29 protein-coding genes are annotated in these 21,587 nt (G+C 56.3%); 23 read left to right on the plus strand and 6 right to left on the minus strand.

Going from position 1 to position 21,587, the window contains the following annotated elements:
• Nucleotides 1-153: 153 nt before the first annotated feature.
• From CFter6_RS01465 to CFter6_RS01490, 6 genes are read left to right on the plus strand one after another with little or no spacing between them, the layout of a single operon-like run.
• Nucleotides 154-417: a ParD-like family protein gene (locus tag CFter6_RS01465; protein WP_061538440.1), complete on the plus strand. Its 264-nt coding sequence runs from the start codon at nt 154-156 to the stop codon at nt 415-417.
• Nucleotides 414-1,205, plus strand: coding sequence for a type I methionyl aminopeptidase (map, locus tag CFter6_RS01470; protein WP_061538441.1), 792 nt, complete (start codon nt 414-416; stop codon nt 1,203-1,205). Before CFter6_RS01465 ends, map begins: the two co-directional genes overlap by 4 nt.
• A gap of 53 nt (nt 1,206-1,258) precedes the next feature.
• Nucleotides 1,259-1,837 (plus strand): RNA polymerase sigma factor, encoded by a 579-nt coding sequence (locus CFter6_RS01475; RefSeq protein WP_061538442.1) that lies wholly within the window; start codon nt 1,259-1,261, stop codon nt 1,835-1,837.
• Between the two features lie 52 nt (nt 1,838-1,889).
• Complete coding sequence (locus tag CFter6_RS01480) at nt 1,890-2,189, plus strand: hypothetical protein (RefSeq protein ID WP_061538443.1); 300 nt, start codon at nt 1,890-1,892, stop codon at nt 2,187-2,189.
• Nucleotides 2,186-2,497: a 4Fe-4S dicluster domain-containing protein gene (locus CFter6_RS01485; protein ID WP_061538444.1), complete on the plus strand. Its 312-nt coding sequence runs from the start codon at nt 2,186-2,188 to the stop codon at nt 2,495-2,497. The genes CFter6_RS01480 and CFter6_RS01485 overlap by 4 nt, the downstream gene beginning before the upstream one ends.
• On the plus strand, nt 2,494-3,750 hold the full coding sequence (locus tag CFter6_RS01490; RefSeq protein ID WP_061538445.1) for an MFS transporter: 1,257 nt from the start codon (nt 2,494-2,496) through the stop codon (nt 3,748-3,750). The genes CFter6_RS01485 and CFter6_RS01490 overlap by 4 nt, the downstream gene beginning before the upstream one ends.
• Nucleotides 3,751-3,943: 193 nt before the next feature.
• Here CFter6_RS01490 and CFter6_RS01495 read toward each other — a convergent pair whose 3' ends face one another.
• Nucleotides 3,944-4,747 carry a ParB N-terminal domain-containing protein gene (locus CFter6_RS01495; protein ID WP_061538446.1) on the minus strand — a complete coding sequence of 268 codons (804 nt, stop codon included), beginning with the start codon at nt 4,745-4,747 and terminating at the stop codon, nt 3,944-3,946.
• A gap of 200 nt (nt 4,748-4,947) precedes the next feature.
• Between CFter6_RS01495 and CFter6_RS01500 the strand changes: the two genes are divergently transcribed.
• Both CFter6_RS01500 and CFter6_RS01505 read left to right on the plus strand, forming a co-directional pair.
• The gene (locus CFter6_RS01500; protein WP_061538447.1) at nt 4,948-5,742 is read left to right on the plus strand and encodes a transporter substrate-binding domain-containing protein; all 795 of its coding nucleotides are present in this window, start codon (nt 4,948-4,950) and stop codon (nt 5,740-5,742) included.
• Nucleotides 5,743-5,887: 145 nt separating this feature from the next.
• Nucleotides 5,888-6,169 (plus strand): KTSC domain-containing protein, encoded by a 282-nt coding sequence (locus tag CFter6_RS01505; RefSeq protein ID WP_061538448.1) that lies wholly within the window; start codon nt 5,888-5,890, stop codon nt 6,167-6,169.
• A gap of 93 nt (nt 6,170-6,262) precedes the next feature.
• On the opposite strand, the gene CFter6_RS01510 is transcribed toward CFter6_RS01505, so the two are convergent.
• Entirely contained in the window at nt 6,263-6,847 is a 585-nt protein-coding gene (locus CFter6_RS01510; RefSeq protein WP_061538449.1) for a uracil-DNA glycosylase family protein, read from the minus strand.
• Between the two features lie 204 nt (nt 6,848-7,051).
• Here CFter6_RS01510 and CFter6_RS01515 point away from each other — a divergent pair, with 204 nt between their 5' ends.
• The 8 genes from CFter6_RS01515 (at nt 7,052) to CFter6_RS01550 (ending at nt 12,653) form a co-directional block, all read left to right on the plus strand.
• On the plus strand, nt 7,052-7,699 hold the full coding sequence (locus tag CFter6_RS01515) for a GNAT family N-acetyltransferase (RefSeq protein ID WP_082814513.1): 648 nt from the start codon (nt 7,052-7,054) through the stop codon (nt 7,697-7,699).
• 287 nt (nt 7,700-7,986) lie between these two features.
• Nucleotides 7,987-8,205 (plus strand): DUF7661 family protein, encoded by a 219-nt coding sequence (locus CFter6_RS01520; RefSeq protein ID WP_061538451.1) that lies wholly within the window; start codon nt 7,987-7,989, stop codon nt 8,203-8,205.
• Between the two features lie 234 nt (nt 8,206-8,439).
• Entirely contained in the window at nt 8,440-8,934 is a 495-nt protein-coding gene (locus CFter6_RS01525; RefSeq protein ID WP_061538452.1) for a GNAT family N-acetyltransferase, read from the plus strand.
• 139 nt (nt 8,935-9,073) lie between these two features.
• Nucleotides 9,074-9,511 carry a hypothetical protein gene (locus CFter6_RS01530; protein ID WP_061538453.1) on the plus strand — a complete coding sequence of 146 codons (438 nt, stop codon included), beginning with the start codon at nt 9,074-9,076 and terminating at the stop codon, nt 9,509-9,511.
• 530 nt (nt 9,512-10,041) lie between these two features.
• Nucleotides 10,042-10,599 carry an RNA 2'-phosphotransferase gene (locus CFter6_RS24695; protein WP_082814514.1) on the plus strand — a complete coding sequence of 186 codons (558 nt, stop codon included), beginning with the start codon at nt 10,042-10,044 and terminating at the stop codon, nt 10,597-10,599.
• Entirely contained in the window at nt 10,596-11,003 is a 408-nt protein-coding gene (locus CFter6_RS01540; protein WP_150118576.1) for a hypothetical protein, read from the plus strand. The genes CFter6_RS24695 and CFter6_RS01540 overlap by 4 nt, the downstream gene beginning before the upstream one ends.
• A 127-nt stretch (nt 11,004-11,130) precedes the next feature.
• A complete protein-coding gene (locus CFter6_RS01545; protein ID WP_150118577.1) occupies nt 11,131-11,667 on the plus strand; it encodes a hypothetical protein in 537 nt (178 codons plus the stop codon).
• Between the two features lie 215 nt (nt 11,668-11,882).
• The gene (locus CFter6_RS01550) at nt 11,883-12,653 is read left to right on the plus strand and encodes a nucleotidyltransferase domain-containing protein (protein ID WP_061538457.1); all 771 of its coding nucleotides are present in this window, start codon (nt 11,883-11,885) and stop codon (nt 12,651-12,653) included.
• A 93-nt stretch (nt 12,654-12,746) separates the two neighbouring features.
• Here CFter6_RS01550 and CFter6_RS01555 read toward each other — a convergent pair whose 3' ends face one another.
• Nucleotides 12,747-13,601 carry an NAD(P)-dependent oxidoreductase gene (locus tag CFter6_RS01555; RefSeq protein WP_061538458.1) on the minus strand — a complete coding sequence of 285 codons (855 nt, stop codon included), beginning with the start codon at nt 13,599-13,601 and terminating at the stop codon, nt 12,747-12,749.
• Nucleotides 13,602-13,699: 98 nt separating this feature from the next.
• Entirely contained in the window at nt 13,700-14,632 is a 933-nt protein-coding gene (locus tag CFter6_RS01560) for a LysR substrate-binding domain-containing protein (RefSeq protein WP_061538459.1), read from the minus strand.
• Between the two features lie 173 nt (nt 14,633-14,805).
• Here CFter6_RS01560 and CFter6_RS01565 point away from each other — a divergent pair, with 173 nt between their 5' ends.
• Both CFter6_RS01565 and CFter6_RS01570 read left to right on the plus strand, forming a co-directional pair.
• Nucleotides 14,806-15,105 carry a DUF4148 domain-containing protein gene (locus CFter6_RS01565; RefSeq protein ID WP_061538460.1) on the plus strand — a complete coding sequence of 100 codons (300 nt, stop codon included), beginning with the start codon at nt 14,806-14,808 and terminating at the stop codon, nt 15,103-15,105.
• Between the two features lie 44 nt (nt 15,106-15,149).
• Entirely contained in the window at nt 15,150-15,620 is a 471-nt protein-coding gene (locus CFter6_RS01570; RefSeq protein ID WP_335340336.1) for a DoxX family protein, read from the plus strand.
• Between the two features lie 21 nt (nt 15,621-15,641).
• Here CFter6_RS01570 and CFter6_RS01575 read toward each other — a convergent pair whose 3' ends face one another.
• A complete protein-coding gene (locus tag CFter6_RS01575) occupies nt 15,642-16,616 on the minus strand; it encodes an AraC family transcriptional regulator (protein ID WP_082814983.1) in 975 nt (324 codons plus the stop codon).
• Nucleotides 16,617-16,808: 192 nt separating this feature from the next.
• Here CFter6_RS01575 and CFter6_RS01580 point away from each other — a divergent pair, with 192 nt between their 5' ends.
• The 5 genes from CFter6_RS01580 (at nt 16,809) to CFter6_RS01600 (ending at nt 20,485) form a co-directional block, all read left to right on the plus strand.
• Nucleotides 16,809-17,558 carry an SDR family oxidoreductase gene (locus CFter6_RS01580; RefSeq protein ID WP_061538461.1) on the plus strand — a complete coding sequence of 250 codons (750 nt, stop codon included), beginning with the start codon at nt 16,809-16,811 and terminating at the stop codon, nt 17,556-17,558.
• A 55-nt stretch (nt 17,559-17,613) separates the two neighbouring features.
• The gene (locus CFter6_RS01585; RefSeq protein WP_061538462.1) at nt 17,614-17,919 is read left to right on the plus strand and encodes a hypothetical protein; all 306 of its coding nucleotides are present in this window, start codon (nt 17,614-17,616) and stop codon (nt 17,917-17,919) included.
• Between the two features lie 425 nt (nt 17,920-18,344).
• Complete coding sequence (locus CFter6_RS01590; RefSeq protein WP_061538463.1) at nt 18,345-19,268, plus strand: MBL fold metallo-hydrolase; 924 nt, start codon at nt 18,345-18,347, stop codon at nt 19,266-19,268.
• Between the two features lie 115 nt (nt 19,269-19,383).
• A complete protein-coding gene (gene cynS / locus CFter6_RS01595; RefSeq protein ID WP_061538464.1) occupies nt 19,384-19,827 on the plus strand; it encodes a cyanase in 444 nt (147 codons plus the stop codon).
• Between the two features lie 34 nt (nt 19,828-19,861).
• Nucleotides 19,862-20,485 (plus strand): DJ-1/PfpI family protein, encoded by a 624-nt coding sequence (locus tag CFter6_RS01600; protein ID WP_061538465.1) that lies wholly within the window; start codon nt 19,862-19,864, stop codon nt 20,483-20,485.
• A gap of 69 nt (nt 20,486-20,554) precedes the next feature.
• Here CFter6_RS01600 and CFter6_RS01605 read toward each other — a convergent pair whose 3' ends face one another.
• Nucleotides 20,555-21,541, minus strand: a complete 987-nt coding sequence (locus CFter6_RS01605) for an MBL fold metallo-hydrolase (protein WP_061538466.1) — start codon at nt 21,539-21,541, stop codon at nt 20,555-20,557.
• Nucleotides 21,542-21,587 lie beyond the last annotated feature (46 nt).

Consider the following 21,587-nt stretch of genomic DNA (forward strand, 5'->3'; position numbering starts at 1 on the left):
TGTCAGCTTGTGGCTGTCCCTATCGATATTGCCATTTGACACTGGAAAAAGGGCCATTTTTTCCGGATTTTTTAAACAATTGGTTTGGCTCGGGACGGGAATCATCTATGGTAGTATACGAAACGTATATGAATCGTATAAAGGAAAACAACCATGGGCATCGTCAAGATATCCAATCTGATGCATGACAACCTGCGCACCGCAAGCGATGCGTTGAGCCGATCCATCAATGCCCAGGCTGAACACTGGATGCGTATCGGCATGTTGTCCGAGCTGCATCCGGACCTGTGTCACGGCGAGATCTGCCAGCTGCTGATGCGCGCCAGGCAGGCGGGCGACGAAAGCCTGGCGTTCTTTACGCAGGAGTGCGCGGCTGCGCCTGCTGGCGCGAAGGCGACTCGGAAGGCCGCGCGATGAGCCGGCCGATCCTGAAGTCGGCGGCCGACATCGCCAAGGCGCGCATCGCCGGCGGCCTGGCTGCCGATGTGCTGCGGATGATTGCGGAGCATGTGAAACCCGGCGTCAGTACCGAGGAGCTGGACCGTCTCTGTCATGACCACATCGTAAACGTGCAGAAAGTGATACCGGCGAACGTCGGTTACCACGGTTTCCCGAAGACAGTGTGCGTCTCGGTCAACCACGTGGTCTGCCACGGCATCCCGTCGCCGCAGAAAATCTTGAAGAAGGGCGATATCATCAACATCGATGTCGCTGTCATCGCCGACGGCTGGTTCGGCGATACCAGCCGCATGTACTTCGTCGGCGAGCCCAGCCCGCTGGCGCGCCGGCTGGTGGAGACGACCTACGAAGCGATGCGCGCCGGCATCTTGCAAGTACGACCCGGCGCCACGCTGGGCGACGTCGGCCATGCGATCCAGACCGTGGCTCACCGCGAGAACTTCAGCGTCGTGCGCGAATACTGCGGACACGGCATCGGCCAGATCTACCACGAAGACCTGCAGGTACTGCACTACGGTAACCGGGGCGAAGGCCTGCGGCTGGAGCCCGGCATGGTGTTTACCATCGAACCGATGCTCAATGCCGGCAAGCGCGAAACCAAGGAACTGGCCGACGGCTGGACCGTGGTCACCCGGGATCATTCGCTGTCGGCACAATGGGAGCACATGGTAGCGGTGACGGCCGACGGTTTTGAAGTGCTGACGGCCTGGCCGGACGGCACCGGCTCCTATGCCGCGATCGCCTGAGAATTTTTTTCACCCCGCCACAATATTCCTTATTGTGAAACGTCTTCATTGGTATGAGCCCGCCGAACAGCCCGCAGCCGATGAACGACCAGGACCGAGACATCACTGCGACGGTCTTGCGTGAGCGCGCCAGGCTGGGGAATTTTATCCTGCGCCGGGTGCGCGATCCGGACGAAGCGGACGACATCCTGCAGGATGTGTTCCAGGAATTCGTCCAGGCCTGTCGTCTTCCCGCTCCGATTGAACAAGCGAGTGCGTGGCTGTTTCGTGTCGCGCGCAATCGCATCATCGACCGTTTCCGCAAGAAGAAAGAACTGTCGGTCAACGAGGCGAGCGACGATCCGGACGACCCGGACAGCGAGTATCGGCTGGATCTTGCCTTGCCGGCGCCGGACGGACCGGAGGCTGTGCACGCCAGGTCGGCATTGCTGGCGGAATTGCAGCAGGCCCTCGATGAACTGCCGGCAAACCAGCGCGATGTGTTCATCGGACACGAACTCGAAGGGCTCAGTTTCAAGGAAATGGCCTCGCAAAGCGGTGTCGCCGTGAATACCCTGCTGGCGCGCAAGCGCTATGCGGTGCTGTATCTGCGCAGCCGCCTGCAAACGGTATATGAGGAATTTGACATCTAATTTGGTACATGAGCTGGCAAATAAATGAGCTGGCAAATAAAGGAGCAGAAAGATGAAAACGAGATTTCTCGGAAAATTGCTGATGATGCTGGCGTTCGCTGCCGTGCTCGGCGCCGCTGTCATGGTGTTATGGAACCTGGTAATGCCCGGGCTGTTCGCCGGTAGCCGCCCGATTGACTACTGGCATGCGCTCGGTTTGCTGGTTCTGAGCCGGATCCTGTTTGGCGGATTCCGCGGACACGGCGGCTGGCACGGCCGCAGGCGCTGGCAAAAATGGCAAGCAATGACGGCGGAAGAGCGCGAGCAGTTTCGCAAAGACCGCTCGGACTTTTGCCGGAAGGCCGAAGAGTGAGCGCAGCTAAAACCGTGGCAGCCGCTTGCAAGCAGGAACCGGGGGTAATCATCCCGGTTGTCAGCCTGAAGCGCTGCGAAGGCAAGGGCGATTGCGTGGCAGTCTGTCCGGAAAACGTGTTCCAGATCCGGCGTATCGACGACAGCGATTATCAAAACCTTGGTACATTACACAAATTCAAATTACGCGTGCACGGCATGAAGGTCGCCTACACGCCAAACGCCGACGCGTGCCGTGCATGTGGTTTATGCGTCAGCGCCTGTCCCGAACATGCCATCACCCTTCAACGTTCCCTAGCCAGCATATGACGCCAGCAAACACCTCGCAGCCTTTGCAGTTTTCCCGTTACCAGAAATTTGTCGTCGGCATGCTGGCATTCCTGCAGTTCGCCGTCATCCTCGATTTCATGCTGATGTCGCCTCTGGGCGCCGTGATCATGCCGGCGCTGGCCATCGGTCCGAAGCAGTTCGGGCTGGTGGTCTCCGCCTATGCGTTCAGCGCCGGCCTGTCTGGGTTGCTGACGGCCGGCTTCGCCGATCGCTTCGACCGCAAGAAGCTCCTGCTGTTCTTTTATACCGGCTTCATCGTCGGAACGTTGTGGTGCGGGCTGGCGCAAAGCTTCGAAAGCCTGCTGCTGGCGCGCATCGTCACGGGTTTGTTCGGCGGCGTCATCGGTTCGGTGGTGCTGGCCATCTCGACTGACCTGTTCCCGGTGCAGATGCGCGGCCGGGTGATGGGCCTGATCCAGACCGCGTTCGCCGCAAGCCAGGTGCTGGGCATCCCGATCGGACTGTACCTGTCCAACCGATGGGACTGGCATGTGCCGTTCATGGCAATGGCCGCCCTTGGCGTGGTCGGCGGACTGTTCGTGACCTGGCGCATGCAGCCGGTCACCGCTCACCTTGCAGTACCTCAGGAGCATAGCCCGTGGATGCACCTGTTTCACACGGTAACCGAACCGCGCTACCTGATGGCTTTCGCAACCACGGCATTACTGACAACCGGCGGCTTCATGCTGATGCCGTTCAGCAGCGCGTATGCGGTGAGCAACCTGGGCATCGACCTGCACAGTCTGCCGACGGTCTACCTGGTCACGGGGCTGTGCACCATCTTCTTCGGCCCCATGATCGGCAAGGCCGCCGATACATTCGGCAAATTCCGCGTGTTCATACTCGGCACGGCGCTGTCTATCCTCATGGTGCTGATCTATACGCACCTCGGACCGACCTCCCTGCCGTTGCTGATCGTCGTCAATGCCTTCATGTTCGTCGGGATCTTCTCGCGCATGATTCCGTTCCAGGCGCTGGTGTCGTCGGTGCCGGCAACTACCCAGCGCGGCTCCTTCAACGCCATCAGCGCGTCGATCCAGCAACTGTCGGGCGGCATCGCCTCCGTCGTCGCCGGCCACATCGTCACGCTCGGGGCGGATGGCAAGCTGCAGCACTTCGACACGGTCGGCTACGTGGTGGTCGGTACATCGCTGGTGGCGCTGATGCTGCTGTGGCGTCTGCAGCGCAGCCCGGGGAGCGGGCCGACGCCGCAGCCGGCAGCCGCCCTTTAACACGTCAAATTTTTAAGGTTCTTTCACGGATTAACGGAAAGACGTAGGGTGGGCAGATCTTCTGCCCACGCTGTAGGGATGGTCCGCGTGGGCACAGGTGCTCACCCTACGAGTTTGTGCAAATCTTGATGAGCCTGATTTTTTCTAAGGACTCTCTAGGCGGCGATCTAAACCCGGCGGTATGCGCAGCGAACTATTGTCCGCTGCGCGCCTCCGCCAGCGCAATGGTCAAGTGCTGCACTTTCTTTTTCAGCTGATCACGTTCCTGGGTGAGTTCAACCACTTGCTGCAGCAGGCGGTGGATCTCGATTTGTTCGGGCGTGGCGTCTTCCGGCGGCGGGTCCTGTTCGGGCTTGGGCGGCAGCCGGGCTTCACGCACTTGCCTTGCTGCCTGGCGCAGCTCTTTCTTGCCGCCGGCAACCGCCGCTACCTGCTTCTCGCTGGGCAGGGAGGCTACGGCGGCCGCGGCATTGATGGAAATCAGGCCCGACTTTACTGCTCCCACCAGTTCAGGCGCGGCCGTTTTCTGGATTTTCTCGATTTGTCCCAGGGTCGCGCTGCTCACCCGCGCTGTACGCGCAACGGCTTCCCGGGTCCATGGTGGCTCGCCGTTGGACTGGGCGGAAGCATCGGTCCCGGCCGGCGTCGCTGTCGATTGCTGGGCCTGCTCCTGGCGCGCCGCCACGATCTCTTTCTTGCGCAATGCCAGCACGCCGCGCTGGAAATCCGATACGCTTCGCCGTCCGAGGTGATTGTCGATCATCCACAGGTGCACGTCTTCGATCGACTGGAAGGTATGGTTCTGCATGGTGTTGAACGGAATCTGGTGTTTCTGGCAGATACCGTAGCGGTTGTGCCCGTCCACCAGCAGATCGCCCCACAGCACCAGCGCATCGCGGCAGCCTTCAGCCAGCAAGCTGCGTTCCAGCGCAGCGAATTCGTCTTCGGTCAGCGGATCTATATAGGCGCGCAGGTCTTCGTTGATAATGATGGTCATGGCTCGGCAGAAATAAAATGATAGCGTGGTAGTGTACGTCAACGGCAGTCCGTTCCATTCCAGGCTATTGGATAGACTGGATCGGATTTTACCTCGCGCCATGGCATGTTTATTGCCTAAATAATGAGCGCATGTCCGCCGATTCCGGTGCACGAAGCATCGGGATGGCCATAGATAAACATCTTCGTACGGGTGACCTGATGAGATTTGCAAAACTCCTTCTGCTGTGCCTCGGTCTATGCCTCATGGCAGTGCAAAATGCGCAGGCCGATGCACTGGCCGATATCCAGAAGCGCGGCATCCTGCGCATTGCGGTGCCGCAGGATTTTGCGCCGTTCGGGTCCGTCACCCAAGACATGAAGCTGCAGGGACTGGACATCGATGTGGCAACGCTGATCGCCAAGAACATGGGATTGAAGCTGGAGCTGGTGCCGGTCACGAGCGCCAACCGCATCGCCTATCTGCAAACGCGCAAGGCCGATCTGGCGATTTCCACATTGGGCAAGAATGCCGAACGGGAAAAAGTCATCGCCTTTTCACAGCCGTATTCACCCTATAACAACAGCGTGTTCGGTCCCGCCAGTGTGAAAGTCTCCGGCCCTGCCGACCTGGCCGGAAAAACCATCGGTGTCGCCCGCGGCACATTCCAGGACAGCCAGCTGACCGAAACCGCGCCGCCCAGCGCCGTGATCAAGCGCTATGAAGACAACAATGGCATGATCGCAGCCTACCTGGCGGGCCAGGTGCAGCTGGTCGGCACCGGCGATTTTGTCGCCGTTGCGCTGGCCGGAAAAGCCGCCAGCAACAAACCGCAGATGAAATACATCATCCAGGAGTCCGCCTGTTATGTCGGCCTGCTCAAGGAAGAGCCAGCGCTGATGGCAAAGGTGAACGCCGCGCTAAGCCAGGCGAAGAAGAGCAATGAATTGAACGCGATCGTGCAAAAATGGCTGAACGTGCCGCTGCCTGGGAAATTGGCAGTGCAGTTTGAATAGATACCTGGGCCCGGCCAGGAAGATATATTGGACGATGCAGCCGTCAGCCTTGGCTCGGTATCGCCGGTTTTTCCGCCTGGACGACAACAGCCGCCATTTCTAATACCATGGGAGCCATTGGAACACGTATATACAGGAGGCTTTCATGGAGATGAAGCGCATCAATGCCGGGAAATTGCGTGCCATCGGATATGAACCGCGCGAGCGTACGCTGCGGGTCGAGCTCGACGACGGCAGCGTCATAGATTATTCAGGTGTCGGAAACGAGGTCTGGCGCCGGCTGTCGACCTCGGGCGCGGCGTGGAGCTATTACCGCGACAACATAGAAGAGGAATTCACAAGCCGCCGAGGCGTCGCACAATCCAAAAAGAAATCCAATCCTCTTGAAGATCTGTTTAAAGCCCCTGGTGATGATGCAGAACCTTGAGCGGTGGGGCGATATCATTTGCTCGCATGTGCACAAGCGGCCAATTGCGGATGGCCGAAAGCGTCAGACAAACTGAGGGTGATTCACATACTCTTAATCCAGGATAAGCAAACTGCGGACCCGCATCCGCAACTCTGGCAGTAATTCCTGTTCAAACCAAGGATTGCGTTTGAGCCATAAATTGTTGCGTGGACTGGGATGCGGGAGCGGCACGACATCTGGCCAGTAGCTACGCCAGGCCCGTACCAGTTCGGTCACATTTGCCTGAGCGCCGGGCAAATGATATTGCTGCGCGTACTGGCCGATAACCAGGGTCAGCTGAACGCGCTTGAGTCTCGATAGGATTTTTTCGCGCCATGCCGGCGCGCATTCCGGGCGTGGCGCAAGATCACCTGACTTGCCCGTGCCAGGGTAGCAAAACCCCATCGGAACAATGGCGACAATACGGGGATCGTAAAATAGTTCCTTGGATATACCCAACCAGTCACGCAAACGATCTCCGCTTGCATCGTCGAACGGGATGCCGCTGGCATGTACCTTACTGCCCGGCGCTTGCCCGACGATCAAGATGCGCGAACCGAGTTCTGCCTGGAGGACTGGCCTGGGGCCAAGCGGCAGCTGCGCTGCACACAAAGTACATTGGCGGATGTCTTTTAATAATGACGCGAACGTTGACATGGTCTACCTGCGATCAAGAGTAAAGGCAATCAAGGCGAAGGTGGTAGCGCTCCAAAGTACAGACTTCATTTACGCCTCATCTCGTCCGGCTGATGGTTTATATTATGCCTGCTTGGTTAAGCTAGCGCAGCTGCCATTTTCCAATGCCGGCTATCGGCGAATCCACGGCCAAGAGCGGCCATCCGATCAATCCGCGGATCTGGCATGTCTTTGTTCGACGATCAGATTGCATGCAACGACAGGCGTCAACATATGACCACACAAGTACCGAAAATCCTATTTAATGCCACAGACTTTGAAGCCAGGAAGTTAACCGAGGACGATCTGCCCGCGTTGCAGGATTTCTTCATTGCCAATCCCGAGTACTTCCTGGCAGTCAACGGCATGTTGCCTCGGCCTGATGAGGCCAGGCAGGAGTTTGAAGATCGACCGCCCGCTGATATGCCTTTCGATGAAGTGTATATGATCGGCTTTGTGGACAGAGCAGACCACTTCGTGGGAATGGCAACGGTTCTTTCCAATCTCTTTGCTCCGCACGTCTGGCACATCGGCACGTTCATTGTCGCCACTTCGCTTCACGGGACTGGCACTGCCGGGTTCCTGTACCAGCGGCTTGAGGATTGGGCCAAAGAAGAAGGCGCATACTGGTTGCGCTTGGGCGTCGTAGCCGGCAACCTGAAGGCAGAGCGCTTCTGGGAGAAGGTCGGGTACCAGGAGACCCGTCGTCGTACCGGTGCGCAATTAGGTAACATGACCCATACGATTCGAGTGTTCGTGAAACCGCTTCGTATGTCCGGCCTGGAAGAGTACTTGAGTTTGGTTGCTCGCGATCAGCCGGAGCCGGAGTCATAGTCGTCGAGGAGTTGCATTCTACATTTTGCTATTGATGACGATAATCCACCGGTTGAATCCGCAGCCAATTGTGGACGGTCAAATTAACTTCTGAATATGGCTGAAAAATTTCAGGAAACAGGATCAGATCTTTTAATGACACATCCGATTAATATCGATGAGTTCGAGTGCTTACAGGTAGGATAGTAGGCTCTGTTATCGATCGATATTTCATTACAAGACCTGACCATACGCACTTTAAAAACATCTTGTGGCAAACTAAAAAATCATCAAATTTGGAGTGCCCGATGCCTGAATACCGGTTCAATGTCTTTGGCAGGCTCATAGCGATCGTTGCCTCTGGCGATGGTTGGGAAACATTTGTGCTTGGCCCAGAAGGCAAGCGCCGATCTGCCGAGTTCGTCGTACCGAATTTCATTCCCGCCGAAGAGCTGGCGCAATATCTCGGGGACTTGTTTCATGAGAATGCAACGCCCAAGCGTAATGACGTAACCCAAATTGAATGATGTTTGCGTGTACAAGCTCGGTCGTCTCGAATCAGGTCAATGGGTTAAACATTCGCGCTCGCCAGTCTTCCGGTTAAGGGGTATTCACGATTACCCGCAATCGCCAATTTCAGCCCCTCCGACCAGACTCTTTAGTTCTATTGCTTAGCTAATTTCGGTGTGGCAGGATATGCTAAAAGCCAAGCGGCCAAGAGCGAGCATCGGCAGCGACTTGATGGAGTGGTAATAATATCTATGAAAATTCGACGTGGCCTTGAATGCGAGGCGCCCATGCTCACTGCCGTAGCAAACCAAGCTAAGGCTCATTGGCCGTACACAGTGGCCCAGCTCGAAGCGTGGCGCGAGGACTTGACGATCACAGGCTCCTATGTTGCGCGATCGTTCACCTACGTTGCCGAAGTCAATGGAGAGATTGCTGGTTTCTATTCACTCTGTGCGACAGAGTCTATGTCCGGATGGCCGCTTGAGCATCTATGGGTCGTACCGGATTGCATGGGGCGTGGAGTCGGAAGGGCACTACTGCGGCATGCGGCAGGTCTAGCCGCCGGAAACGGCGTGGAGAACCTCACGATCGATGCGGAACCGTACGCCGAACCGTTCTATATTGCGTGTGGAGCACAGCGCATCGGTGTCGTCGCTGCCGCCCTAGAAGGTGAACCTCTACGCCAGCGCCCCCAGATGCTTCTAGCAACGTATTCAGTCGACAACAGCGATCCGGTAACTCAATGATTACTCCGAACCGACTCGAAGGCCCGGATAGACCATTAGGAATTGACCATGTCTACTAAGGGCTTGTGGCGACCGGCAACACCCGGCCAGGAGCGGACAGACAATGAAGCGCAATGACGTAATTTACTAGAGAAATAAAATGACAAAAACACTAGCAGAAAAAAGAAAAGAAACGTTTAGCCGATTCTATGAAGAACTCATGCCAGTGTTAGTTGAATTTGTCGGTCAAATGGGGATTATCCCTGGGCACGCGGTACTTAAACAAGCGGCCGAGTGCGCTCCTTATTTGAGCCAAGCTTTAGAAAATATGGTCATTGCCGAGGATGATAAGGCATGGCTTTTCACTAGAGTCGGCTACTTTGTCGGCGAGTACTTCGCCCAAAAATACAGTGGGGCTTGGTATGTAAATGAGATCGAAGGATCTCGTTATTTTGCGAGGTATGTCGTCGGAAAATTTTCCAGAATCACAAATCCCGCTTCGATGATCGACCCATTCCAGATTGCAGAGTTCTATGTCCAACAGCCAGCACCGCGGCATCTTGTGAAACTGCTTACTGAGGTGGAAACAGAACTATGACTTCTATCGGCAAGAGCGGACGTTCGGCAAAGCGCTAAGGCTCCCAAAAAAGGACGATAGATACATAACGCGAAAAATATATTGAGCTACCTGCTGTCTGTGACTGCGTGGGCGATCAGGCTCATTGCGATTGTTGGTTCAATTTTTTATACTGCTTCAGTTGTCATGTGGCTTCATGCACCGATATTAATGGTGCTAGTGATAACTCTGCCTACCTTGCTTATCCTACTCGGAGTAGCTTGGGGGGTGAACAAGGCGGGCGTAAAACTGCGACGATGAGCTTCTGCAATGTGTTCCCCACTAACAGGTCAGTTCATGCGCGACAGGCTCAATTCGGCCAGGAGCAGTCTGATGAGCGCTTTTCCCATAGCGGCCGTTGATTCATGAAGGAGACCATTTTTCTTCGGCATTGGTAACCTATATATACGGACAGGGGCGTCAACAATTGCGCTGGCCAGCTACTACAATTTATGACAGTCTGGAATCGTGGCAGGAGCGATGCATGAATCCGGAGAACAGAGAACGAAGCGATGAATAACGGTCAAAAGAAATTTGAATCGGGCAGTAAGTTTCTCAGTCTAGTGCTTCGCCACAAACCTGAACAAATCGGCCTTATCCTGGATAGTGAAGGCTGGGCGTCGGTAGATGAATTGGTCAAATTGTCCAATGCTAACGGCCAAAGCTTTGACCGACAGACAATTGAAGCCATCGTCGCCGAAAGCGACAAGCAACGTTTTGCGTTGAGCCGTGACGGTTTGCGGATTCGAGCCAACCAAGGCCATTCAGTAAACGTTTCTCTGGGTTTAGAACCGATAGTGCCACCAGATACGCTATACCATGGCACAGCAAGTCGTTTTCTACCTTCCATTGAATTGAGCGGCCTGCATTCAGCGCAGCGGCTGAAAGTACATCTATCAAGCGACGCAAGTGTCGCGGAACATGTTGGTGCGCGCCATGGCAAACCTATTGTGCTGATTATAGATGCACAGGCAATGAGCGCGGATGGTCACCTATTTTATCTATCTCAGAATGGCGTTTGGCTCACAGATGCGGTCCCAGTCAACTATATTCGCGGTCCGTTGGAATGAACAATAATTATTTTCCTCTTTCGTATCGTTGGTTCCTAGCCAAAGGTTTGACGAAATGGCAGCCTTGGTATTTTATTGACACCGATTCTTCGGTGAAAGAAGCGCCGACCTGTGCTGAAAATGAGTTCGCGACGCGAGCTTTTAAGATCGAGACTGGCGCCGATTTCGACGTGTATTTATTTGCCCGGCGTCAGGACATGGACGATTATGCATTCTTTGTCGTGCGAGATGGAAAAATTGAGGACAAGGTTGTTAGCGTGCACCTGTCTTTTGCAAAAAAGCTAGAACTCAATGAGCCGCTCCGATATTCCGAAATCAAGCAAAGTTTTGTTCAATGGCTCCGAGAAACCGTTATCGCAGATGTTGAATACTGGATAAGCGAAGAAGATATGTATGATGAATAGCGCGCCGCTATTTCTCTTTGATGGCAGTGTACACAGGTAGGAGGACGACAGTCGCAAAGCGGCCAAAACAAGACGCTCGAAAGCCCAGCGAAATTAATTTTATTCATAACCAAACTCGGAGAATTTAATGGCAGGTATTCCCTCATATCTGGTCCTATTGGGAAGTGACAATTGCCTTGTTGAGCCTCAGTCCTGTTGGGATGTAACTGAATTAATTCAAGAAGCTCATGAAAGTGACGTGATTTGGGAGTTTATCTATGAGAATGAATGGCAAAACGCACTTTTGGAGAAAATTATATCTAGCCAAGAGAAGCGTGGCTTAGCCTATCTGTTTTCCGAAGTACACGTCTTAGGTCACGATGAAATAGATGTGGCAATTGACGTTCTAGGCACGATACTTGAAGGTGTAGCCAGTAATTCGCGATTGACACGTCTTGAAAGCTTTAATCAACTACTACACGCGTCAGAGCAAAATAGTGCGGTGAATCCGACAATTGAAATTACTAAGGCGATGGGAATATCAAGCGCGCAACGCAACGTCGACGAAGATAATTATCGCTCGATGCTAGTTGCGTTTTTTTGCTTTTTGCTTTCGCATAGACAAGCTCTGAACAAAGCGCGAGAACTGAGAAATCGCGTGCTATTTGTCCAATTTCAAGGCTGAGAGCTTGGAGAACGTTATCTATCGTGGCATGGAGTAAGTAATGCCGCTGTCGGCCAATCGCTTAAGCGTTGACCGTCTGCTTTTGAGTAAACTGACAGACCGCTTTGGGTCGAAACCCGTCCTTCACGAATGTTCCAATTTTGCGAATAGAAAACCTTCAAGGCGCCTTAAGATATCTTTTGACGCCAGATATTGTATAGATCGAGAGGATAGATTTGGCCGAATCAAAAGGCTTGGATGCTGAAGGATTCATCCGGACCATATCACGCAGACCAATCCAGCCTGCCTTCCAGGCGGCAGTCGACAATCTGTGCGACATGCTGCTTGATCGCCTGGGCCCGCTGATTGACAGCGTCTACCTATATGGCAGCGTCGCGAGAGGCGATGCCACGGTTGGCAGATCAGACCTGGACGTCACCTTGATCTTGATTCGCGAGCCTGCATTGCAAGACACTCAGGCCATTGAGTCTATGCGCCTCTCGCTAGAAATCCGACACCCGGAAGTTACCAAGATCGACTTCGATGTCGGTTACCTGGCAGATGCCAATGCTCCCGAGAATCTCTATAAATGGGGTTTCTGGCTAAAGCATCATTGCCGCTGCGTCCATGGCAATGATCTTGCGGACCAATTCGATTTATTTAGACCGTCCAGACTGATTGCGAGGGCGGTGAATGGAGACTTTCCTGAAGTGCTGGCTGCTTACGCGCAGCGCATCGAGGCTGAGAAGAATGTTCTTTTGATCGAACGTCTCAAGAGAGGGGCGTCAAGAAAGCTTATCCGTTCCACCAACGTACTTCGCCCGGTCGAGGCATCATCGTGGCCGGAGTCACTCGAAGAGCATGTCGATCATTTTCTGGAGACATATCCGGAAATGAGGCCACAGATTGCTTTTTTCCTTTCTCAGCAACAGATGTCGGACAGCGACAAGGGTGACTTCGTCGGACGGTTGCGAGTTTTTTCAGCATGGATGCAACTGCAGATATGAAAGGCGCCGCCGAGCGGCGCTTGAACTTGAGTTGCATGCTGCACATGTAAAGCACAGCATGCATTGGCCGGATTTGGTTTTGTAACTAGGCGATCAAGGCCGCTGCACAGCATCGATGCCAAGAGCGCTGGCATCCGCAGCGCCGTGTCCTGCTGCAATGAGCTGGTCCATCCTGGCCGCGACCGCAGGCAGCGCCGCCATCGGCCGGTTGCCCGAAGTCTCCAGCATCAGCCGCACGTCCTTGCGCGCCATCGCCAGTTCAAAACTCGCGGTGAAATTACCCTTTGCCATGTTCAGCCCGCGGCCCGTCACCATGCCGTTCAGATCAAGCAGCCCCAGCAGCTTGATGGCGTCCTCGCCGTCGACGCCGCTTGCCTGCGCCAGGGTAAGGATGTCGGCGATCACAGCGGAGAGGCCGATGATCATGGCGTTGCCAAACAATTTGTTGACCGCGGCAAGGTCGCTGCGCTCACCCAGGTATTCGAGACGTCCTGTCATCTTGGCGAGATCGGCCTGCACTGATTCGAACAGCGCCTTCGGGCCTGTCACCATCATAATGCCTTGGGCATTGCGCGCGGCCGGCGGTCCCATGAAGACGGGGCAGTGCAGATACTTCAATCCAGCCGCGTGCAGCCGTTCGGCGCGTTTGGCTGTGAGTGTCGGCAGGGTGGTGGTGTGGTCAATCAGGATTGCTTCGGGCGATAGTCCGGTGCGCGCCGCCGCAATAACTTCATCGACCACGGCGTCGTCTTTCACCACGATATGCACCCTTGCAGCGCCTTGGACTGCTTCGGCGGGCGTTGCAGCAGCCTTCACGCCGAACTGGGCAAGGGCGTGAACCTTGTCGATGGAACGATTCCACGCGGTTACCGAATCGCCGCGTTTTGCGGCGGCTTCAGCGAATGCGGCGCCGAGCAGTCCGGTACCGAGAAAAGTGATGTTTGCCATGACTGTATCCTTTTGAAATTAAACCTGAACAGCAGAATGGCAAAATATAACACCGGAACAATTTCGACGAGCGCCGCCGCCGCGTTGTTCGAAGATCGTCAATTGTTTCCGGACAATAGTGCGACCCTGGCCGGCAGCTCTGCTTTCAGAAATTCTATATAGGCCCGCACAGCCGGGACCAGGCCGCGCCGGGTCGGGAATACCAGGCGCACCTGTCCCGATGGCGGGCGCCAGTCGGGCAGCACGCGTTGCAGGGATTTCTGCGCCAGGTCTTCCGCACATACGTGGCGCGGCAAAGCGATCACGCCCATATGCGCCAGCGCGGCCTTTTTAAGAAGCCGGATGTTGTCGCTTCTCATGCGCGGTTTTAATGTCACTACCTGCTCTTCGCCTGCCTGGTTCAGCAATCGCCATGCCGGTGTTTCCTCGTCCATGCCAAACACAAGCGCGTCCAGCGCCGCCAGGTCGGCCGGGTTTTGCGGCTCCCCGGTCCGTTCTATGAAAGACGGGCTCGCATACAGTCCCCAGGGAGTCGAACACAAGTTGGTCTGAACCAGGCTGGAGTTTTCCAGCGCCTGTGAATTGATCCGCAAGGCGACATCTATCCTCTCTTCAACCAGGTCCACGTTGCGATTGGTGATCTGCGTCATGACCTGGACTTTTGGATACATGGCCATGAAGCGCGGCAAAAGATCGCTCAGGATCATGTCGATCATTCCTTCCGGAGCGCTGAAGCGCATCACCCCGACCGGCTCGACCAAGGTGCGCTGCACGACATCCTCGGCGGCATGGGCTTCGACGATCATCGCCACACAATGCTGGTAGAACTGGGAGCCGACCTCGGTAAGCGCGATCCGGCGCGAGGTCCGGTGCAGCAAGCGGACTCCCAGCAATTTCTCCAGCTCCGCGGTACGCCGGCTCAGCCTGGATTTCGGTATGTCGAGGGCATCCGCCGCTGCGGTGAAGCCGCCGCGGTCAACCACCTGGACAAAAAAATACAGGTCGTTGAGGTCGATAGTCAGTTTTTTCATCAAAGTTCCGCCTTTATCGTTCTATACATAGAACGGAAGATCGCATTTTAGCTAATTTATCTGGATTGTCTTTGCGCATAGTATCAATCACACGGCAAGACAGGCTGGAAACAAGTTTCACAGGCTGTCGACGCCGCCGCCATCCCGGCTCATATTTTTACTGAAAGCGCAAAATGAATATCTCGAAAATTGTTGTTGCCGCAGCTCTCGTTGCTGCCGCCGGCTCCGCCCTTGCCGATGCCGCCTATCCACCTGAAGTTCCTTTTGTCTCGAGCAAGACCCGTGCTGAGGTCGTGGCTGAATTGCAGCAGGCAAGCGACCAGGGCAGCCTGAACTATGCCGCCTCCGCTTACCCGGTCCTGCAGCCTGTCGCCTCGACCAAGACCCGCGCCGAAGTCAAGGCGGAGCTGAAAACCGATCCGGTTGTTGCGAACCGGGATCTGGACGAGCTTCGCGACAATGTCGGGCATTGAGCAAACAGTCCATGGTCAAGCCATGCTGAGAGAAGAACGTGGCGATGCGCCGTGCGTATCGCCACGGTATTGAACTATTGAATCATCGAATATTGAAAATCATGCAAACTTCACCAGCCTTGTATCGCATCGGCCGTACCCTTCTTGCTTCGCTGTTTGTCGTTTCCGGCGTGCTCAAGATCACGGCATTTTCCAGCGTGGTCGCCTATATGGATCGCATTGGCGTGCCGTTTGCTACCATCGCCGTGCTGGCATCGATCCTGGTTGAGGCTGGTGGAGGCCTGGCGATTCTGAGCGGCTGGCAGGTCCGTCCTGTTGCCGTGGTAGTGGCCATTTTTACTGTGATAGCAACTTTGACCGCGCATCGGTTCTGGCAAGCAGAACCTGCCGGCATGCAGAATCAGCTCAACCACTTCTTGAAAAATATTGCAATTATTGGGGCTCTGCTGATGTTGGCTGCGATGGATGACAGCTACATAAAAAACAAGATAACCGCATCAACAAATTTAAAGTGAGATGTGAATCCTACTTTTACCTCAAGGGCGCTCTGCTCCGACGCCAGGATAGGGATGAGGTGCAATTGAATCCGTATCTCTGTGAGGTAAATTGACGACCAAGGAGTCGCGCAGGTTTTCGACGTCGCGCAGCGGCGAACGTCCAAACAGCCGGCTATACTCGCGGCTGAATTGCGATGGACTCTGATAGCCCACGCGATAACCGGCCGTGCCGACATCGAGCCGTTCGACCAGCATCAGGCGGCGCGCTTCGTAAAGCCGCAGTTTCTTCTGGTACTGCATCGGCGTCATCGCCGTTACGGCGCTGAAATGATGATGGAGCGAGGACACGCTCATGCCGACATGACGGGCCAGGTCTTCCACACGCAGCGCACTTGTGAAGTTCTGGCGCAGCCAGGCGATGGCCTTGGAAATCCTGTTGCCGGGACTCTCGGCCTGGGCGATCCGCAGCAGTCGCGGACCGTAAGGCGAGGTCAGCAACCGGTACAGGATTTCCTCCTCGATCAACGGCGCCATTGCCGGTATGTCATGCGGACGGTCGAGCAATCTCAACATTCTCAAGGTTGCGTCCAGCAGTTCCGGCGTAGCGCCGTTGACGGCCACGCCGCGCATGGCATCGGCAGCGCCTGCGCTGGCCGGCATGCCTATCCTGCCGATCAGGTGCTTGAGCCGCTCACCGTCGATCGCCATCGCCACCCCCAGATGTGGAACCTCAATGCTGGCTTGCGTAATGAACGAAACGACGGGGAGATCGAGCGACACCACCAGGCAATCCCCGACGCCGTATTCGAACACCTCGGTTCCCAGCGTCAGGCTCTTCGCCCCCTGGACCACCAGCGCGAAGCATGGCCACTGCGTGGTATTGAGCGCCGGAGACGGGGCAGAGCGGCGGCCAATGAAAAAACCGTCGATGGCCGTTTCGAGTTCGCCATCGGCGCTGGCGAAACGGGCAATGATGGATGCCATTTCCGGGTAGGGATCTAAACTTGTCTTCATGGCAAACATCTTGTATTTAAGGATGGGCGTAATGGCATCCAGCTTACCTGATATCCCAACGGGTGCATTGGGTGGATACAGCGATTTGCAGGATCGTGGATGATTTCCGGAGAATCCGGATAACGCAAGGGGCATGGTCGATGACACCATGCAGTCATCAACTTGACCCAATCCCTTACAGAGGAACTTGCCATGACAACCGATCTCACCCGCAGCGCCGCCCAGGGCAAAGTTGTACTCGTTACCGGCGCAAGCAGCGGTATCGGCGAAGCTACGGCCCGCCATCTGGCCGCCGGCGGCCACAAGGTGCTGCTGGGCGCCCGTCGCGTCGACCGCATCGCCGTCATTGCCAAGGAGATTTTGCAAGCCGGCGGCGAGGCCGGCTTTCACGAGCTGGACGTGACCAGCCTCGACAGCGTCCAGGCCTTCACGGCCGCTGCTATCAATCGATACGGCAGGATCGATGTGCTGGTCAACAACGCCGGCGTCATGCCGCTGTCCATGCTGGAAGAACTGCGGATCAGCGAGTGGAACCAGATGATCGACGTCAATCTGCGCGGCGTCCTGCACGGCATCGCAGCAGTGCTGCCGCTCATGAAAGAGCAGAAGGTCGGGCACATCGTCAATATCGCCTCTACCTCCGCCTACCGGGTCGATCCCACTGCTGCAGTCTATTGCGCAACCAAGTTTGCAGTGAGAGCGCTGTCCGAAGGACTCAGGCAGGAAAACACCGACATCCGTGTGACCGTGGTCAGCCCCGGCCTTACACGCAGCGAACTGGTCGACGGCATAACCAGCCCGCAGGTGCAGGCGGCGGTCCGGCAGATGATGGATCAGGCCATCGCGCCGGAAGCCATCGCGCAGGCGATCGGCTTCGCCATCGGCCAGCCGGCGGACGTCGACGTGAGCGAGCTCATCGTTCGCCCCACTGCGCAGCGCTGAGCATCTCTAACGAAGAGCCGCGCCCTTCAAATCAACCACACACAGGAGTTACAAGATGCCTAGCGCCCTGGAGATCACGACTTTCAAGCTTGTCAAAGGACTCGGCATCAAGGATTTCATCGCCGCCAATACCGACATCGATGCATGGCTGAAGCGCCAGGAAGGTTTTCAATCGCGTCACATCGCCGAACTGGAAGACGGCTCGATCGTCGACATGCTGATCTGGAGGTCCGCCGCCAACGGCGGGGATGCGGCATCTCGCATCATGGGGGAGACGGCGGATTTCCCCGTGCATGCCGCTATCAATCAACGCTCGGTGGTCTGGCGCATCGCCGAGGTACGGCACCGCGTGCTCGCGTAGTGGTAGCCATGATGCTGGTCATGAGGTGACGCGATACAAGAGCCGGTCACTGTCCTTCGCGACGGCGGCGGGCCTCGGTAATAAATGCCAGATTAACGCTTCTCCAATCGCACATCGCGATAATAATTCCGTCGAGAGATAAGCCGAATTCGGTCAGTTAATATTCCACTCGAACGGGAGTTCCCGGATAAGCGATGCGTTGAATGACGCCGTCGCTTTCTCATTGAAGGAAATCAGATATCCATTTTTCTAGTTATCATGGGCCTGGCTCAAGTACGTCCCCGCGCTTGCAGGCGGGGGTAATGAGCACAAATTTACCCCTGGATAGAAAAACAGGATTTCCGGCCCTGATATTTGAGGAGTCCCTCGTGGCAAACAAGAATGTAATCAAGAAGATATTGTTTTCTGTCTTTTGTATTGTTGGTATGTCGACAGCAGCGTCTGCCGGCGCCGCCAATGTCAAAATCACTCCCTTGGGCAGCCACGACGGCGAATTCTGCGCGCAGGACCGTGCGCTGATCTTCGAGGACCCGGATGGCACGCGGATTCTGTACGACGCCGGCCGTACGGTGCGCGGCGGCAGCGATCCGCGCCTGGGTAAAATCGATGGCGTATTGTTAAGCCATGTGCACAGCGATCACTTGGGCGACATGCACCAGGCCGAAGCCAATGCAGGAACTTGCGCGGCTCCGGATTTTTCGGTAAAGAGCGCGCCATCTTCGGTGACCGAAGAGGTGGTCCTGGCCAAGAAAGCCAAATTGTTCGTCGGTGGCGAAATGGGCGATTTTTTCTCGCGCAGGATCACGGCCGCGGGCGGTAGCGCCGACCAGGTGCAACTGGTCAGGTTCGGCGGGCAGCGGAAAATCGGCGGTATCACTATCGCGAGCGTCCCGGCGGCACATTCAAACGGACTGGACGAAAAATTCCTGAGCGGTGCCCTGGCAGAGGGTCTTGCGGCAAACGGCGTGAAGGCTTATGTCGGTCCTGCAGGCGGGTTTGTGGTGACTTTTTCGAATGGCCTGGCCGTATATCTGTCTGGCGATACCGGCATCATTGCCGAGCAGGACCTGGTGGTGCGGCGCTTCTACAAGCCAAAACTGGCTGTGCTGAATATAGGCGGCATCTTTTCCACCGGCCCGCGCGAAGCCGCGTACGTGATCAACGACCTGGTGCGTCCCCACGGCGTGATTGCTTCGCATGTGAACGAGGCGGCTACCAAGGATGGAAAGTTCATCGCGGGCAGCAAGTTCCTGGAATTCAAGGCTGCGGTAAAAGTCCCTGTATATGCGCCTCTTAGCGGCAAGACCATGGAATTTGACGTGGAAGGGAAATGTGTTGTGGGTTGTTAACCACGCTACAGATTGACGGCCATAGAATGGCTCAACGCAATCCGATTCACGCAAGCAGACGGCAGCATGTTTAACCGTATCCCAACCTGACCCAGCATTCCTTGAAGGAGCTTTTATGGACCGCCTCGAAGTTACCGAAAAAATCATTGCCGCCAAGGTGTCCTCTGGCATCAAGTGGTCGGAAGTCGCCGCCAAGGTCGGGCTGAGCAAGGAATGGGTCACCGCTGCGTGCCTCGGGCAAATGACGCTGAGCGCGGAACAGGCGAGCGTTCTTGCGGAAATTTTCAGCCTGACCGCGGAAGAGGCCAAATGGCTGACCGTTACACCGTACAAAGGCTCATTGCCGACGTCAGTCCCGACCGACCCGCTGATCTATCGCTTCTACGAGCTGGTCAATGTGTACGGGAGTACTTTCAAGGCGCTCATCCACGAAGAGTTTGGCGACGGCATCATGAGCGCCATCGATTTCAAGATGGACCTGCAGCGCGAGAACGATCCAAACGGCGACCGCGTGCGCATCCTCATGAGCGGCAAATTCCTGCCTTACAAGCAATACTGATTCCTCAATCCCATCTGCAGCGGAAGACGACGCCATGCACATCGCTATCCTTACCTTCGAAGGTTTCAACGAACTCGATTCCCTGATCGCGCTCGGGGTCCTGAACCGCATCAAGAAACCGGACTGGCGCGTGTCGATCGCAAGTCCTGCTGCGCGAGTCCGTTCGATGAACGGCTTGGTGATTGAGGCGCAGGCTTCCTTGCGCGAGGCAAGCGCTGCCGATGCGGTCATCGTCGGCAGCGGCATACGGACACGCGAAATCGTCGCTGATGTGGCGCTGATGGCGCAGCTGCAACTCGATCCGTCGCGGCAATTGCTGGCGGCACAATGCTCCGGCACGCTGCTGCTGGCCAAGCTCGGGCTGCTGGAGGGCGTTCCGGCCTGCACCGACCTGACGACGAAACCCTGGGTCCAGGAAGCCGGCGTCGAGGTGCTGAACCAGCCTTTCTTTGCTCGGAATAACGTCGCGACCGCAGGCGGGTGCCTGGCGTCACCTTACCTCGCCGCCTGGATAATTGCCCGGCTAGAAAGCGTCGAGGCGGCGGAAAGTGCACTGCACTATGTCGCCCCGGTAGGAGAGAAGGAAGATTATGTATCGCGTGCGATGCAAAATATCACGCCGTACCTGAAAGAGAAACTGGCTGTTTCGTGCCATTGAAGCCGGGATGCATGTCAGGCGCAGCCGTCACTCTGGCGGCTGCGCCTGACATGCTCATTGCCGGCGGCGTTATTTCAGCTCGGTCGTGTAGTTGACCGGGATCCATTGCCACGACTTGCCGGCTGCGTGCAGATGGCCTAGGCCCGGGAACGAAATGTGGGCCGCACCTATCAAGGCGCCTTCCTTTGCCGCTGCGGCGAAGACCTTGGCGCGCGCCAATGCTGCAGTTTTCTTGTCCGTGTCGAATTCGATCGTGACCGCGGGGGCCGCGAACTGCACGGCGCCAACGTGGATCAGGTCGCCGGTCACGATCAGCTTCTGGCCTTTGCTTTCAATGACATAACTCGTATGGCCCGCTGTGTGGCCATAGCTCGACCAGGCCTTGACGCCCGGCACGATCTCGCCGCTGCCATCGAACGGCTGGAACTTTCCTGCCGCGATGTACGGGTTGAGCGATGCTACAGCGCCCTGGAAGGAACCCTTCGAATCGGCGCTCGCTTGCTCCAGCTTCGCCTTGGACAGCCAGAAGTCGGCATCGCGCTGGTCGGCGTGGACGATTGCGTTGGGGAACGCAAGCGCACCGTTTGCGACCAGGCCGCCGAGGTGGTCAGGATGCATGTGCGTGAGGAAGATGTCGTCGACCTGCTCGGGCTTGTAGCCCGCAGCTTGCAGGCTCGCCACCAGCTTGCCTAGCGTCGGTCCGAACAGCGTGCCGGCGCCGGTATCGATCAGCACCAGTTTGGTGCCGGTGTTGATCAGGAAACCATTGACCGAGGTCTCGACCGGCGCACTCAGGAAGGACTTGCGTAGCGCCGTGGTTGTCTTGGCGGCGGGCTCGTCCAGCAGCTTGTCGACCGGCAGGTCGACGGTGCCGTCGCTCAGTGCGGTGACCTCGAAGTCGCCGAGCATCACGCGGTAGAAACCCGGTGCCTGGGTCTTGACCTGAGGCGCGGCGGCGAATGCCGCGGTAGGGATGGCGGCTGTACCCAGCGCCAGCGAGACGGCGAGCGCAGTGCCATGCAGCAGGCGGCGGAACGGGAAGGAAGTGTGGTCCATTGATTGGCTTTCGTAGGCCTCTTGAGAGGCGGGTTGTCAAGGTTGT

Source organism: Collimonas fungivorans, from assembly GCF_001584145.1.
GTDB classification, from domain to species: domain Bacteria; phylum Pseudomonadota; class Gammaproteobacteria; order Burkholderiales; family Burkholderiaceae_D; genus Collimonas; species Collimonas fungivorans.

What these genes read in the sequence shown, in the direction of transcription:
- cynS (WP_061538464.1), top strand. Translation starts at nt 19,384, where the DNA reads ATGGACCGCCTCGAAGTTACCGAAAAAATCATTGCCGCCAAGGTGTCC.
- CFter6_RS01495 (WP_061538446.1), bottom strand. Translation starts at nt 4,747, where the DNA reads ATGACCATCATTATCAACGAAGACCTGCGCGCCTATATAGATCCGCTG.
- CFter6_RS01480 (WP_061538443.1), top strand. Translation starts at nt 1,890, where the DNA reads ATGAAAACGAGATTTCTCGGAAAATTGCTGATGATGCTGGCGTTCGCT.
- map (WP_061538441.1), top strand. Translation starts at nt 414, where the DNA reads ATGAGCCGGCCGATCCTGAAGTCGGCGGCCGACATCGCCAAGGCGCGC.
- CFter6_RS01590 (WP_061538463.1), top strand. Translation starts at nt 18,345, where the DNA reads ATGTCGACAGCAGCGTCTGCCGGCGCCGCCAATGTCAAAATCACTCCC.
- CFter6_RS24695 (WP_082814514.1), top strand. Translation starts at nt 10,042, where the DNA reads ATGAATAACGGTCAAAAGAAATTTGAATCGGGCAGTAAGTTTCTCAGT.
- CFter6_RS01500 (WP_061538447.1), top strand. Translation starts at nt 4,948, where the DNA reads ATGAGATTTGCAAAACTCCTTCTGCTGTGCCTCGGTCTATGCCTCATG.
- CFter6_RS01490 (WP_061538445.1), top strand. Translation starts at nt 2,494, where the DNA reads ATGACGCCAGCAAACACCTCGCAGCCTTTGCAGTTTTCCCGTTACCAG.
- CFter6_RS01530 (WP_061538453.1), top strand. Translation starts at nt 9,074, where the DNA reads ATGACAAAAACACTAGCAGAAAAAAGAAAAGAAACGTTTAGCCGATTC.
- CFter6_RS01525 (WP_061538452.1), top strand. Translation starts at nt 8,440, where the DNA reads ATGAAAATTCGACGTGGCCTTGAATGCGAGGCGCCCATGCTCACTGCC.
- CFter6_RS01465 (WP_061538440.1), top strand. Translation starts at nt 154, where the DNA reads ATGGGCATCGTCAAGATATCCAATCTGATGCATGACAACCTGCGCACC.
- CFter6_RS01555 (WP_061538458.1), bottom strand. Translation starts at nt 13,601, where the DNA reads ATGGCAAACATCACTTTTCTCGGTACCGGACTGCTCGGCGCCGCATTC.
- CFter6_RS01580 (WP_061538461.1), top strand. Translation starts at nt 16,809, where the DNA reads ATGACAACCGATCTCACCCGCAGCGCCGCCCAGGGCAAAGTTGTACTC.
- CFter6_RS01605 (WP_061538466.1), bottom strand. Translation starts at nt 21,541, where the DNA reads ATGGACCACACTTCCTTCCCGTTCCGCCGCCTGCTGCATGGCACTGCG.
- CFter6_RS01585 (WP_061538462.1), top strand. Translation starts at nt 17,614, where the DNA reads ATGCCTAGCGCCCTGGAGATCACGACTTTCAAGCTTGTCAAAGGACTC.
- CFter6_RS01510 (WP_061538449.1), bottom strand. Translation starts at nt 6,847, where the DNA reads ATGTCAACGTTCGCGTCATTATTAAAAGACATCCGCCAATGTACTTTG.
- CFter6_RS01570 (WP_335340336.1), top strand. Translation starts at nt 15,150, where the DNA reads ATGCGCCGTGCGTATCGCCACGGTATTGAACTATTGAATCATCGAATA.
- CFter6_RS01515 (WP_082814513.1), top strand. Translation starts at nt 7,052, where the DNA reads ATGTCTTTGTTCGACGATCAGATTGCATGCAACGACAGGCGTCAACAT.
- CFter6_RS01540 (WP_150118576.1), top strand. Translation starts at nt 10,596, where the DNA reads ATGAACAATAATTATTTTCCTCTTTCGTATCGTTGGTTCCTAGCCAAA.
- CFter6_RS01575 (WP_082814983.1), bottom strand. Translation starts at nt 16,616, where the DNA reads ATGAAGACAAGTTTAGATCCCTACCCGGAAATGGCATCCATCATTGCC.
- CFter6_RS01600 (WP_061538465.1), top strand. Translation starts at nt 19,862, where the DNA reads ATGCACATCGCTATCCTTACCTTCGAAGGTTTCAACGAACTCGATTCC.
- CFter6_RS01520 (WP_061538451.1), top strand. Translation starts at nt 7,987, where the DNA reads ATGCCTGAATACCGGTTCAATGTCTTTGGCAGGCTCATAGCGATCGTT.
- CFter6_RS01475 (WP_061538442.1), top strand. Translation starts at nt 1,259, where the DNA reads ATGAGCCCGCCGAACAGCCCGCAGCCGATGAACGACCAGGACCGAGAC.
- CFter6_RS01505 (WP_061538448.1), top strand. Translation starts at nt 5,888, where the DNA reads ATGGAGATGAAGCGCATCAATGCCGGGAAATTGCGTGCCATCGGATAT.
- CFter6_RS01565 (WP_061538460.1), top strand. Translation starts at nt 14,806, where the DNA reads ATGAATATCTCGAAAATTGTTGTTGCCGCAGCTCTCGTTGCTGCCGCC.
- CFter6_RS01545 (WP_150118577.1), top strand. Translation starts at nt 11,131, where the DNA reads ATGGCAGGTATTCCCTCATATCTGGTCCTATTGGGAAGTGACAATTGC.
- CFter6_RS01560 (WP_061538459.1), bottom strand. Translation starts at nt 14,632, where the DNA reads ATGAAAAAACTGACTATCGACCTCAACGACCTGTATTTTTTTGTCCAG.